This window comes from Streptomyces sp. NPDC050121, from assembly GCF_044460385.1.
Taxonomy (GTDB): domain Bacteria; phylum Actinomycetota; class Actinomycetes; order Streptomycetales; family Streptomycetaceae; genus Streptomyces; species Streptomyces soliscabiei.
This window is the reverse complement of record NZ_JBITJV010000044.1, coordinates 58,927-70,869: the sequence shown is the minus strand read 5'-3', so window position 1 is coordinate 70,869 and position 11,943 is coordinate 58,927. Positions and strand designations below refer to the sequence as shown.

The following is an 11,943-nucleotide window of genomic DNA, read 5'->3' as shown; positions in this document are numbered from 1 at the left end:
ATTGCGGAAACAGGGCCAGTGCCAGCACGAAGTACACGCCCACCCTCGACGGCAGCAGCCGCACCCTTCGCTGGCCGCCGCCGACGCGCTCCAGCCCGTCATCGACAAGTTCGAAGGGTAACTGCCGGGTCAGCTCGCCGAGATGTCCCGGAGCGAAGACGCCGTCGGCGACGGTGATGGACGACGTGAGCGTGACGGTGGAACACTGAGCGGGCAACGGGGCTCCTTCGAGCGGGAAGACCTTGGTCGGCTTCTTCGCTCTACCAGGAGCCCCGTTGCCATCACCTGGGCTTCCCCGAAAACCCTCGATCCCGTTGACAACCGCGGATCCGCTCTAACTCCGTGGTCTTGGGGTACTTCCTCGGTGCAGGCATCGTCTGGGCTCCTCTCATGAAACCCATCTGACCCTCTGTCACCCCTTCCCGCATCTCGGGGGAACCTCAGGTGAGTGGGAGGAGCATACGACGTCTGGACGCCAGTACCGAGGAGTCGTGCAACTCCTCCTGTCCCGGACAGGAAGCGAGATGCACGGACAATGGGTTGGGTTTACGCGCAACGACACCGTTCAGAGCGGGCGGTGGAATCTAAGTCGCATTCACATCCCCCGAGGAAACGAAGAATGAGGGCAGCCCGAAGCCGGACCGCTCTCATTTCGAGTGAGCTTGTTACGCTACGTCGCCTTCCTCTTCCAGAGCCTTTGTGATCTTCGCGTTGGCCGCTTCCTCGTGACCGTCGATGCAGCCGTGATAGCGCCGGTGGATCACCTCTGGCGAGTTGCCGACCCGCCGGGCAATCTCAGCGATCGGCACCCCCGCGTTGAGCCACCGCGTGATGCACGCGTGCCGTAGGTCGTACGGTCGTCCGGCCAACGGTGAGGCGACACGCTCAGGCGGTAGCGCGTACTCCCGCGCTTCCTCCCACACTCGCCAGTAGGTAGACGAGCCGACCACTCCCCCGCGCTCGTTGCCGAACACGGTCTTCTGGTGGCGGTTGCTGCACTGGCCTGCGGCAGAGTGGTGCTGGAGCCCTGCTCGCACCCGTGGTCAGTCCCCGTTGTTCCCCGTGGTTCCCCGCAGGATCTGGCACGCGAATGGCACGGCCCCTTCGCCTCGGCCAAACGTGATCGTACGCACTGGACCCGACGATGCTGCCGCGCTCGTTGAAGAACAGCCGCCCGTCGTCCGCGGTGCCGAAGGTGTCGGTGCTCTCTCGCCAGAGCGCTACCAGTTCGGGCGGCAGTGGTACGGGCCGGGTGCCGTCGGCTGGACGGCTCTTGAGACCGCGTTCGTCGTGGGCTCTTCCGGTGTCGGTCCATCGCTTGCCCGCCTGCGGCAGTGTGTGGTGCACGGTGACTTAGCCCCAGCCCTCGGGGGGCAGCACGCAGTTGGGCAAAGACACCCCGACCGCTTCGGCGGGGCTCAGCCCGGCATAGTACATCCCGGCGAACAGCCCTACCAGCCGCCGTCCACGTGCCCGCCGGTAACCGCCGACGTAGGAGACCGCGCACAGCAGGGAACGCGCCTGGCTGGGGTTGGCGACCACCCGCGGGTCGACCTGGTCGACGGTCCCAGCCACTCTCCGCTTAATGGAAGCGAGCGGATCGGCAGACAACTTGCGCTGCTCGCCGGCGTACCGCAGGGCGTTGACCAGGACCTTGTGCTTGCGCCGCTGCGTCTCGGCCGCCGCCACCGCGCCATCCTGATTGAGTCGCAGTGCTGTCAGCACCGACCGCATCACGGCCCGATCCATCAGATCAGCCAGCAGACGCGAGGCTCCCGCCATCCAGCGCAGGGCCAGCCTGACGTCAGCCGGCATCTGACGCGGCTCCGGGCGCGGGACGACGAACGCCCAGCCCCGCATCGCACGCCGCAGCAACTCGTCGTTCGGACGGCCCCCGCACGTCCCGGAGCATCGCCCGGGTGATCGCGCACAGCGCGTCGTTGGTCTCGTCCCGGGTCTTCGCCGCGATCAGCGGCGACCTCATCTCCGTGTACTCCAGAGCAAAGGCATACCAGCTGACCCCAGGCACGCGACCCTGTGGCAAGCCACGGCTGATCCCCGCAGGGGACTCATCCGCGACGCCTTGTCGAACGGCACGGAGGAGCACGGTGCCCTGGTCATCGGCCAGCGCCCTGATATCCGTCGCACCCGCCGTGCGCCGGCCCGGCACGGCCCTTCCTCCACGTCTCTGGCCGGGGATGCCGCGCGCCTGGGATTTCGAGTTCCTCATGACGTCCACCACTTCTCTGACACGTGAACGTCCCGGATGCCCGTATCAAGCCCGGCAGCAACAACACCCTCTGGAGTCCCAACGTGCGCCCAAACCCAGATTCGAGCTCGGATCGGACCTGCACCTCGAGACTGTCTCTGCCAGCCCCATTCGATCAGGGGAGGATGAAAGGTAGGATAGGTAGCATGAGTGAGCCTACCGGCAAGTACTCGATCACCATGCCGCGCGATATCGCCGAAGCCGCCAAGGCCCGCAGTGGCCCCTCCGGACTGTCCGCCTATGTCGCCGCAGCCGTCGCCCGCCAGATCGAGCGGGACAACCTCAACGAACTCATCACGGTGGCGGAGGCCGAACACGGCCCCATCGCCGACGAAGAGATTCAGGCTCTGCGCGACCAACTCCACCAAGCCCGAGAGCAACAGACCCAAGGCGGGGCGAACGCCGCGTGACCCCCTCCCCCGCCGCCCCCGGCGGCACCCTGGTCCTCGACAGCGAAGGGCTGGCCAAGGCCGTCCTACGCGACCGTACTGTCACCGGCTGGCTCGCCCTCGCCCGCGCCGACGACCTGCGGGTGATCACTTCCGCAGCCACCCTCGTGGAAGTGATTCACCCACGGATCAATCGCCCAGCCCTGGAATGGACCCTGTCCCGCCTCGTCATCGAACCGGTCACCGAGCCCATCGCCCGCCACGCCGCCGCCCTCCTCGCCGACGCCAGCCTGCACGGCCACAAGTACGCCATCGACGCCATGCTCAGCGCCACCGCCCTCGCCGCACCCCGCCCCGTCACAATCCTCACCTCCGACCCGGAGGACCTCACTGCGCTGTGCGGCGGAGGCGCCACCGTCATCAAGATCTGATGCGTCCACGGGCTGTCTGTCGCTGCTGACGCTTCCGCTCGCACCCGCAGTCGCTCGTCGGTGCCTGTACGTGTAGTAGGCGTAGCGGGTGGCCACAGCCTGGGCGGACAGGCAGTAGCGCGGGACGGTTGTGACACGGTAGGCGGTGCGCCAGCCCGCACCCGCCGTGGCCTACGGCCGTCGTCGGTATTGCGCTCAGGCGTTCGGACGCTGGACTCGTCCTACGGCGCAGGCGTCGCCTGACGGCGCTTGGCCCGCTCGACCTGGCGCAGCAGCAGGTCGGTGGATGATCTCTGCCGCCTCAAGTGGGTCGTCGAAGTCGACGGCTGCCTCACCGGAACCGGACTCATCCCCGCCCCACCATGACGACATCACACTTTCAAAGTCAGTAGGTACGGCTGCTTGTCGACGACCGACCCGGACTGCGGGCACCGCGTTCCGGCCGGGTTGCAGGGGAAGACGGTGATGCCCTGCTGGCGTGCGGTGATCGCGTAGACCATGAGGTTCAACCGAATCCTCCAACCACCTGATCTTCGAAGGTGAATGCGGTATTGGTAGATGCATGAACGATTCGTTGCCGACTACGCCTTTCCCTCGCCTGGCCAGCTGCAACTACGGAACTGACTCCGGGCGCACTTTTCCTGACTGTCACGGCGCAAAGCTGCCAGGTCAAAGATTTTGCCTTGAGCACGCAAGTGATAGCGAATTGCATTCATTCCTATCATCCATCGGGCCAGGTGCAAGGATCGATTTTCGCCACACCAATATTCCCAGTCTAAGACTACAAGAGGTGCTATCCCGACTGAAACAATCCGAGGGAGGAGGGCCCCTGATAGGGCGTTGCTCTTTCGATGACGCCCACTTCACCGACGAAGCCGACTTCTCTAGGGTTACATTCTCCGACTATACTTCATTCGATCGCGCCACATTCATTGAAGCAGCCCACTTCGATAACGCCGCATTCGCCAACCAGTCATCATTCAAGAATGTCGTGGCATTAAGTACGATTTCCTTTTTTGAGGTCACTTTCACCGAGACGCCTTGGTTCAGTAGAGCAACATTTCATGACGACGTTTACTTCACCTGGACTACTTTCCAGGAAGACGTCATGCTCGACAGGACGACTTTCAAAGAGAAGGTCGACTTCCATAAGGCACGGTTCCAAGACAATGTCCAACTCGGACCGTTCATTGCCGAAAAGTCGCTAGAGATGGAGGAGGTAATCTTCAACTCGCCTATGGCCCTGCTAGCGACAGCACGAGGAGTAAGCCTCCGCGGAAGCCGCTGGTCGTCATTTGGGCAAATTGAACTACGTCACGCCGATGTCAGCCTCGCAGACTGCGCTCTCGAAGCGCCAGTATCTGTCAGATCCGCCCTCGCTCAATTCGAGTGGGATGGAACCATCCTTGAAGAAGACGGGTTCTCGAATCTCTTCGGAACATGCATCATAACCGATTTATCCGGCACCGATTGCAGTATGCTCACTCTAGCCGACGTCGAACTGGCACGGTGCCATTTCTCTGGCGCTATTCACCTGGACCAAATTCGCCTCGAAGCTCACTACGGCTTCAACATCCCACCTCAAGTCCGTATGGAATGCTGGCGACTTTCCTACAAGTGGACGCAACGCCAAGTTATCGAAGAAGAACGCCAGTGGCGCGCGCTACCCGAAAGAAGTCCCGTTCTCCGGCGAGGGTGGGGCGCCCCACCGGAGCAATTGCACGAAGTCCCCAGCCTTGCCGCCCTTGCCATCATCTACCGGCAACTCCGCAAATCCCGCGAGGACGCAAAAGACGAGCCCGGCGCCGCCGACTTCTACTACGGCGAGATGGAGATGCGCCGCCACAGCAAGGAATGGGGCACGGCGGAACGATGGTTGCTCCAGCTCTACTGGCTGCTGTCCGGCTACGGCCTGCGCGCCTCCCGGGCACTCGGCTGTCTGGCCCTGGCGATGCTGACGACCATCCTGCTGATGATGGGCTTCGGCCTCCCGCAGGACTCACCCAGGCAGGAAGCCAGCGGTATGGTGCCGCCCGGCGGCGGGAAGGTCATCTTCGAGATCGACAAGGACGATCCGAAGAACCCGACCCACGACCGGTTCACGACCAAGCGCTTCGACAAGGCGCTCAGCGTCACGCTCAACTCCGTAGTGTTCCGCTCCAGCGGCCAGGACCTGACGACAGCCGGCGGCTACATCGAGATGGCGTCCCGCTTCTCCGAGCCGGTCCTGCTCGGTCTCGCGGCGCTCGCCATCCGGGGGCGAGTGAAACGGTAAAGGAGCCATCTATCGGGGTCCAAGTCTGGTCCGGCCAGCCGTGTGCCACCGGCCTGTTGGCCAGTTCCTGCTCCAGCACGGCGAACAGCTCGTCTCTGAGAAGTGGCAATGACGTCGATCCCGTGGAAGCCAGGGCTCTCGGCCCGTCCTGCAGCCAAGCCCAAGCCGGCCACTGCCATCGCCTGGCAGACCGCGCACTACGAAGATCGCGTTCTACAGCTGGAGCATCAGCCCGAGCCATCGCGTCGGATGCGCCGCCGCGGGAGCCAGAGGCAACCCGGCGCATTTCACTTACCCACGCGCTCCGGAACATCTCCCTGTTCGAGTGAAGGCGGCACGCTTTACTCCCTACGCCCGCCCGAGGGAACCGTGACCTCCGCCACAGAGGGCGACCGACGAGCAGTCGCCGACAAGTAGGCCGAAGGCGTCAAACAGGGCATTTCAATCTCGCGGGACATACGCGGGACGACAGACTTAACATCCCGTCAGGTAAGCCCGTGACCTGCGGAAACAACCGGGAATTATCCGGCCTCCGGAGCCGTGTGCGCAGGTTCGAATCCTGCCGGGGGCACTCCGGAAAAGGCTCCTGAGCTGCAGAAATACAGGTCAGGGGTTTTCTCGTCCGTGCCAAAACGCACACGGCCTTTTGACCGTCGCTATTTTCAGCTGACTGTCCGGCGGCCAGGGCTGCGGCGCGCATGTCAGGACCGTACGGCGGTGCCCACGATGTGCAGCGTCTTCGGCATGAACGGAGAGGGAGAGAAACCGAACCGGTCGATGTCGGTCATGGTGAATCCCGCGGCGCGGATGGCGGCTTCGGTGTCCCGGTTGGGGTGGCAGCCGCCTGCGGCCCGGCTCCACAGGGGCGTGATCGCGTCCTCCAGCCGGCCTGCCCAGCGGCGGGGCGAACGCACGTGCTCGTAGAAGCGCAGCTCGCCGCCGGGCCGCAGCACACGGGCCATCTCCGCCAGCACCTTGGGCACCTCGTCCACCGAGCACAGTACGAGCGAGGCGACGACGGCGTCGAACTCGCCTTCCTGACCAGGCAGTTCGGCAGCCTCACCGACATCGACCGTGACCCGTACCGGTGCAGAGGCTGCCGTCTGCTCGGCGACGGCCCGCAGGGTGTCGTCGGGTTCGAGCGCTACCACCTCGGTCACGGTGTCCGGGTAGTGCGGGAAGTTGCGGCCCTGCCCGGCACCCACCTCCAGCACGCGACCCGTCAGTCCGGCGAGCAAGCGGTCGCGGTGTGCGGCGCCGCCGCGGCGGTCGGCCTCGCCGGCAATCTTCAGATACTGACGTGCGAAACGCGGGTGCTGCAGTTCCTTGCGGCCGGTGGCGGACATGTGTCTCCTTGGTGGCTGCGAGTGTGCTGCGACGCCTTGGACACCGGAAAGGCACGCACTCCCCGCACGACGGCCGTGGCACGGCGGCCACAGCGCTCACCACGATGCCCAGGCGTCCGCACGAGGCTGGTCCGCGGCCGATGCCATGGCGTCCTCCGTTGACTTCATGCCGTCGCACTGACGCGCGTGCGCAGGTTGTGGAACTGGCGGGTCTGCATGATCAGGTGGGCGGGTTCCCAGAACAGCACGTCCACAGGCCGGGTGAGGGGGCGCGGGCGGCTGCGGGCCCGCGTGCGGACGATCAGCCGGGTCCTGCCACCGGTCTGCGGCCGGAGGTGGAAGCCCCAGATCGAGTCGACGTACGCCCTGGGTGGCGGCTCGGCCGGCCCGTCGAAGGGGCGCCCGGACGGGAGGGTCGTCTGTGAGCGCAGCACCAGTGTCCGCTCTGGTTCGACGACCGCGACGGTGAACCAGGCATCACCGCTCGGCAGCGAGTCCAGGCGCCGACCCGGCTCCAGGTGCTGCCAGTCGGGGACGATGCGTCGCGCGCTCGGGTGTCCGCCGTTGTCCAGGCGGTCCCAGCTGTACCAGCCGCCGCGGTTGCAGCCCATCTGCTGCAGCCAGGGCCAGAGCGCTTCGGGCGGCGCCGGCAGGGTCGTGGCCATGGTCGAGGAGCCGTCGGCGTCAGGGATGAGTTCGTCGCCGGGGCAGTCGCGGGCAGCTTCCTCGCGGGTCGCGCCCCAGGTCAGCACCCGCGGCCGAAGGAAGACGCCGTACAGGGCCAGCGTGGCGGCCGCCACGCCGAAGGAACGTCGCCCGGCCCCGGGCCGGTGCTGGTTCATGTGTTCAGCGTCGCAGTTCCGTTTCGTTCCTACCACCGCGACTCGCAACCGGCTCCAGAACCGGACCCGATCGAAGCGAGCAGGCCGTCTCCCCGTCGATGTCCCGGGTGACCGCGACCGGTCCTCTGTTCCGGTGGAGCCCGGCAAGACCGCGTCAGGCTGCACGGTCTGTCGGCGGGCCGGGTTCGGCTTGCCCGTCGGCAGCGAGACGGGCGGGGGTGGGGGTTGCAGGTTCGGGTCCTGCGTGTTCGGTGGTGGGCAGGTGGAGGCGTTTGAGGGCCAGGGCGTTGGCCGCGACGATGATGCTGGAGCCGGACATGGTCAGGGCAGCGATCTCCGGGCGGAGCACGAGTCCGGTGACCGGTTCGAAGACGCCGGCGGCGATGGGCAGGGCGAGGGCGTTGTAGCCGATGGCCCAGGCGAGATTCTGGCGCATCTTGCGCAGCGCGCCGCGGCCGATGCGCAGGGCGGTGGGGATGTCGAGCGGGTCGGAGCGCATCAGGGATCGCGGTGGGGGTGGCCAGGCGCAGCCAGAAGGCGGCGCGGTCGGCGAGCCGCTGGCCGGGGGCGGCCCTCTGGCGCCACCTGGTCCGCGTACCCCGCCGAGGCAGTGCGGTACCTGCCGGTTCGTCCGACGGCCGAGGAGCTGAGGGCTGCCGCCGATCAGAGCGCGACGTCCGGCGCGGAACCGGGGTCGGCGCCGGGTGCCGGGGGTCGGGTGCCGGGGGTCGGGTGCCGGGGGTCGGGTGCCGGGGGTCGGGTGCCGGAAAGGATGGCCTCTCCCGGCACCCGGCACCGCCTGGCCGGGATCAGCCCTGGTAGGCCACCAGCGCCATCATTCCGGCCTCACCGTGATACGCGTTGTGGCAGTGCAGCATCCATTGGCCCGGATTGTCGGCGTCGAAGAACACCGACACCGTCTTCTTCGGCAGCACGATGGTGGTGTCCTTGCGTGGCCCGCTCCTGCCGAGCTGGTAGGTGTGACCGTGCAGGTGCATCGGGTGCCACATGGTGGTGGCGTTGACGAAGTCCAGCCGTACCCGCTGGCCTTGCTCGACCGTGATCGGGTTCGCGGTGGGGTTGTTCATGTCGAACCGCTTGCCGTTGATGGCCCAGTTGTACGTCATCATGCCGCCGGTCAGCTCGATGCGGTGGACCTGATCCGCCTTCTTCGACGCCAGCCGCACGTCGTCGGCCGCGCGCAGCTGCGACGCGGTCATGATCATTCCGTCCAGCTCTTTCGGGCGCGTCGTCGGCTGCGGTGCACTGCCCAAGCCTGTGCGGACCAGCGCCATACCGGTGGTGTTCTTGCCCTCCGCCAGGGCGACGAGGGGGAAGACACCATCGCCCAGGGTGACGACGGCGTCGTAGCGCTCGCCCATGCCGATCAGCACGGCGTCGACCTGCTGGTGCTGGATCGGGAAGCCGTCGGTGTGGGTGAGGGTGAGCCGGTGGTCGCCGAGGGCGACGCGGTACGCGGTGTCGCCGCCTGCGTTGATCAGGCGCAGCCGGACCCGCTTGCCGGGCTTGGTGCGGAAGACCTCCGGGTCGGCCGGAACACGGCCGTTGATCAGGTGGTAGGGGTACTTCACGTCGCCGGCGTCGCCCCCGAGCAGCGGGCTCCGGGCGCCCGTCAGCATGAACTTCATCGACATGCCTGAGCCGGAGGAGGCAGACGGCGAGCTGCTCGTCGCGCCCGTGCCGCTGCCCATGTCCATGTCCATGCCGCCCATGTCTCCCATGTCGTGGCCTGAGCTGGACGAGCCGCCGGAGTCTTCGCCCATGTCCATCCCGCCCATGCCCTGCCTCAGCTCGGCGAAGACGTCGTCCGGGGTGCCGGTGACGCCGTCGAGCCAGTCGTCGAGGACGATCACCCACTCCTCGTCGTACGACAGTTGCTCCTTCGGGTCCTCCACGATCAACGGCGCGTACAGGCCCCGGTCGAGCTGGACACCGACGTGCGGGTGGAAGAAGTAGGTGCCGGGGGCGTCCGCGGTGAACCGGTAGGTGAAGTTGCGTCCGGCGCGGACGGCGGTCTGGGTGGCCGGCGGGACGCCGTCCATGTCGTTGCGCAGGGCGATGCCGTGCCAGTGGAGGGAGGTGGTGGTCCGGCTGGGCAGCTGGTTGGACAGCGTGGCGGCGAGCGTGTCACCGGCCGAGACGCGCAGTTCCTTGCCGGGGGTCCGGCCGCTGAAGGCCCATGTCCTGGCCGTGATCCCGGCGCCCAGGTCGATCTTGGCCTGTGCTGCGGTCAGCGTCAGTTCGTGTGTCCTGCCGCTCCTGGAGCGCTTCTTGTCGGCGGCGGCGACGGCCGACCCTGAGGGGCTGAGCAGGGCAGGCGTGCTGCTGGAGCCGCTGCAGGCGGCGAGCGCGCCCGCGCCCGCGACGCCGAGCCCGGCCAGCAGGACGGAGCGGCGGTTCATGCTGTTCACAGGGAAGTCCTCTTCTCGATATCGCTTCTGTTCGGTCGCGAGGGCACGACTGCGCGCGCGTGAGCGCGGGCAGCCGAGGGCGCGGCCTACAGCAGGAATCGAGAGAGAACCGAAAGATCGGGTGGTGCCCGGCCCGTCGTACCCGGGACGTCCCGGCCGGCGGCTGCACTGGGCGAGATGGCCGGAGCACAGCCGGTGGAGGGCTGGTGGGGAGGCACGAGCTTCATGCTGTCGACGCCGGCAGCAGAGCAGTGCTGCATCGCTGTGCCGGAGCACGCCCCGCCGTCGTGGACCGCGGCCGGGGCTGTGACACCGGACGGCATGGCGTGCCCGCTCATGTGGACGGGCATCGCCGGTGGGGCCTTGTGGTGCATGCCCGCCATGCTGCTCGTGCCCGAAACCCGGACGGACGGCACATGGGTGACGGCGGCGGCCGTTTCGTGGTGGACGAGAACGGCAAGCGCCGCCACCAGGGCGATGACGGCAGCGCGCGTCCACCGAGCAGCGGCGCCGCGAGCGCCATCTGGCCGGTGATCGGCTGTCGTCATGGCTTCCATCCGTGTAGGGCCGTGAGCGGGTTGCGTGCCGTCAATATACCCCGAGGGGGTAATTTCCGTTTCCCTTCCAGGTGGGTCATTGATCGCCGGCCGCCGGGGCATGGCCGTGATGCCCGTGTTCGTCTGCGGTATGCGGCACGGCCTCCCTCCCGGCGCGTTGATTCCCACCGCCGCCTCCACTGGCGAGCGCGGCCAGGATCCGCGCCGCCTGAACGGCGGATGCGGCCAGGACCAGGCCGCTGACCAGGACGCGCAGGCCGGTGCCAGGGCCTGGGGCGGCGCGCAGCCCCTCGGACAGGGCGCCCGCCGCGCATACCGCCAGGGTGGCCAGGGTCCAGAACCAGCGTTGGGCGCGTCTTGGGGCGGCGGGGCTCATCAGTGCCCCTTCGGGTTGGCGATCCAGACCTCGATGGTGATCGCGGCGAGTGCCAGCAGCAGCACGGTGGCCGCGACGAGGGCGAGCTTGCGTTCGCGCCACCTCCGCTTCGGGCCGCGGTCCAGGAACGGCACGAGGAAGATCAGTCCGAAGACGCCCGCGATGACCCAAGCGATCGAGGCGACCCCGAACCATTCCTCCATCGGGAAGAACCACCAGAACATCCACAACGGGCGGGTGGTCTCGATCCCGTCGACCGGGGTCGGCCCGACCACGGGCGGCACCAGCACGCCCAGCATCGACAGCACCCCGAGCAGGATGAGCCCGAAGGCGGCCACGCGCCTGAGGTGGGCGGTGAACGGCTCGGACGGCTCCAGGGCGGACACCGGGATCTCGGGGTGCGAGGAGATCCTGTGCCGCTTGATCAGCAGGGCGTGCCACACGAAGAGCAGCACGATCAGGCCGGGGACGATCACCACGTGGGCGTTGAACAGACGCAGCAGGATGGACACCCGGTCGGTCAGCTCGTCGGTGAACCAGATGCCGGCCCCGCCGAGGAGTTCGGCCACGTCCAGGTTGTGGATCAGGGCCTCGTACCCCTCCTGGTCCCACTTCAAGACCGTGCCGGTGAACACCGCCAGGAACGTCAGCAGGAACATCGCCGCGCCGACGACCCAGTTGCCCTCGCGGGGCTTCTTGTAGGAGGCGTGGAGGAACACGCGCAGCAGGTGGAGGAGGGCGAGGACGAACATCGCCTGCGCCGCCCAGAAGTGCAGGCCGCGGGCGAAGCCGCCCAGCCACACGTCGGTCACCAGGTCGCGTACGGACTGGTTCGCGTCCTCCGGGATGGGTGCGTAGAACTGGGTGATGTAGATCCCGGTGACCAGGAGGATCACGAACGCCACCGCGGTGATGCCGCCCAGGCTCCGCCAGGTTGTTCGCGTGCTCGGGCACCGGATAGGTCAGCGCCTTGATCGCGTCGCCCGAGTCGGCGATGCCGCGTGCCGGGCGGAATTCATCCAGCAC

13 protein-coding genes, 1 tRNA gene and 1 pseudogene are annotated in these 11,943 nt (G+C 67.1%); 4 read left to right on the top strand and 11 right to left on the bottom strand.

Annotation, left to right across the window (positions count from 1 at the left end; translation table 11 throughout):
- The 3 genes and pseudogenes from ACIBTS_RS41655 to ACIBTS_RS41645 form a co-directional block, all read right to left on the bottom strand.
- A partial coding sequence (locus ACIBTS_RS41655; protein WP_399326094.1) for a transposase domain-containing protein occupies positions 1-217 on the bottom strand: 217 nt, incomplete at its 3' end.
- Positions 218-665: 448 nt separating this feature from the next.
- Positions 666-974 (bottom strand): annotated as a pseudogene (locus tag ACIBTS_RS41650) (site-specific integrase); the annotation flags it as partial.
- Positions 975-1,353: 379 nt separating this feature from the next.
- Entirely contained in the window at positions 1,354-1,815 is a 462-nt protein-coding gene (locus ACIBTS_RS41645; protein ID WP_399326092.1) for a hypothetical protein, read from the bottom strand.
- A gap of 600 nt (positions 1,816-2,415) precedes the next feature.
- Here ACIBTS_RS41645 and ACIBTS_RS41640 point away from each other — a divergent pair.
- On the top strand, positions 2,416-2,679 hold the full coding sequence (locus ACIBTS_RS41640) for a CopG family transcriptional regulator (protein ID WP_399326090.1): 264 nt from the start codon (positions 2,416-2,418) through the stop codon (positions 2,677-2,679).
- Positions 2,676-3,089, top strand: coding sequence for a DNA-binding protein (locus ACIBTS_RS41635; RefSeq protein WP_399326088.1), 414 nt, complete (start codon positions 2,676-2,678; stop codon positions 3,087-3,089). The genes ACIBTS_RS41640 and ACIBTS_RS41635 overlap by 4 nt, the downstream gene beginning before the upstream one ends.
- 371 nt (positions 3,090-3,460) lie before the next feature.
- Here the strand turns inward: ACIBTS_RS41635 and ACIBTS_RS41630 are convergent, their stop codons facing one another.
- Positions 3,461-3,598: a hypothetical protein gene (locus ACIBTS_RS41630; RefSeq protein ID WP_399326086.1), complete on the bottom strand. Its 138-nt coding sequence runs from the start codon at positions 3,596-3,598 to the stop codon at positions 3,461-3,463.
- A gap of 281 nt (positions 3,599-3,879) precedes the next feature.
- Here ACIBTS_RS41630 and ACIBTS_RS41625 point away from each other — a divergent pair, with 281 nt between their 5' ends.
- Together ACIBTS_RS41625 and ACIBTS_RS41620 are read left to right on the top strand one after the other, a co-directional pair.
- Positions 3,880-5,364: a pentapeptide repeat-containing protein gene (locus ACIBTS_RS41625; protein WP_399326084.1), complete on the top strand. Its 1,485-nt coding sequence runs from the start codon at positions 3,880-3,882 to the stop codon at positions 5,362-5,364.
- Between the two features lie 493 nt (positions 5,365-5,857).
- A tRNA-Ser gene (locus ACIBTS_RS41620) sits at positions 5,858-5,935 on the top strand.
- A gap of 130 nt (positions 5,936-6,065) precedes the next feature.
- Here ACIBTS_RS41620 and ACIBTS_RS41615 read toward each other — a convergent pair.
- The 7 genes from ACIBTS_RS41615 to ACIBTS_RS41585 all read right to left on the bottom strand — a co-directional run bounded on the left by ACIBTS_RS41615 (position 6,066) and on the right by ACIBTS_RS41585 (position 11,876).
- On the bottom strand, positions 6,066-6,710 hold the full coding sequence (locus ACIBTS_RS41615) for a class I SAM-dependent methyltransferase (protein ID WP_399326082.1): 645 nt from the start codon (positions 6,708-6,710) through the stop codon (positions 6,066-6,068).
- 164 nt (positions 6,711-6,874) lie between these two features.
- Entirely contained in the window at positions 6,875-7,552 is a 678-nt protein-coding gene (locus ACIBTS_RS41610; protein WP_399326080.1) for a hypothetical protein, read from the bottom strand.
- A gap of 154 nt (positions 7,553-7,706) precedes the next feature.
- Positions 7,707-8,051: a hypothetical protein gene (locus tag ACIBTS_RS41605; RefSeq protein ID WP_399326078.1), complete on the bottom strand. Its 345-nt coding sequence runs from the start codon at positions 8,049-8,051 to the stop codon at positions 7,707-7,709.
- Positions 8,052-8,361: 310 nt separating this feature from the next.
- Positions 8,362-9,984, bottom strand: coding sequence for a multicopper oxidase family protein (locus ACIBTS_RS41600; protein WP_399326075.1), 1,623 nt, complete (start codon positions 9,982-9,984; stop codon positions 8,362-8,364).
- Positions 9,985-10,070: 86 nt separating this feature from the next.
- Positions 10,071-10,532 (bottom strand): hypothetical protein, encoded by a 462-nt coding sequence (locus ACIBTS_RS41595; RefSeq protein WP_399326073.1) that lies wholly within the window; start codon positions 10,530-10,532, stop codon positions 10,071-10,073.
- Positions 10,533-10,617: 85 nt separating this feature from the next.
- Entirely contained in the window at positions 10,618-10,917 is a 300-nt protein-coding gene (locus ACIBTS_RS41590) for a hypothetical protein (protein ID WP_399326071.1), read from the bottom strand.
- The gene (locus ACIBTS_RS41585; protein WP_399326096.1) at positions 10,917-11,876 is read right to left on the bottom strand and encodes a cytochrome b N-terminal domain-containing protein; all 960 of its coding nucleotides are present in this window, start codon (positions 11,874-11,876) and stop codon (positions 10,917-10,919) included. Before ACIBTS_RS41585 ends, ACIBTS_RS41590 begins: the two co-directional genes overlap by 1 nt.
- Positions 11,877-11,943 lie beyond the last annotated feature (67 nt).

What these genes read in the sequence shown, in the direction of transcription:
- ACIBTS_RS41615 (WP_399326082.1), bottom strand. Translation starts at nt 6,710, where the DNA reads ATGTCCGCCACCGGCCGCAAGGAACTGCAGCACCCGCGTTTCGCACGT.
- ACIBTS_RS41590 (WP_399326071.1), bottom strand. Translation starts at nt 10,917, where the DNA reads ATGAGCCCCGCCGCCCCAAGACGCGCCCAACGCTGGTTCTGGACCCTG.
- ACIBTS_RS41610 (WP_399326080.1), bottom strand. Translation starts at nt 7,552, where the DNA reads ATGAACCAGCACCGGCCCGGGGCCGGGCGACGTTCCTTCGGCGTGGCG.
- ACIBTS_RS41640 (WP_399326090.1), top strand. Translation starts at nt 2,416, where the DNA reads ATGAGTGAGCCTACCGGCAAGTACTCGATCACCATGCCGCGCGATATC.
- ACIBTS_RS41595 (WP_399326073.1), bottom strand. Translation starts at nt 10,532, where the DNA reads ATGACGACAGCCGATCACCGGCCAGATGGCGCTCGCGGCGCCGCTGCT.
- ACIBTS_RS41605 (WP_399326078.1), bottom strand. Translation starts at nt 8,051, where the DNA reads ATGCGCTCCGACCCGCTCGACATCCCCACCGCCCTGCGCATCGGCCGC.
- ACIBTS_RS41645 (WP_399326092.1), bottom strand. Translation starts at nt 1,815, where the DNA reads ATGCCGGCTGACGTCAGGCTGGCCCTGCGCTGGATGGCGGGAGCCTCG.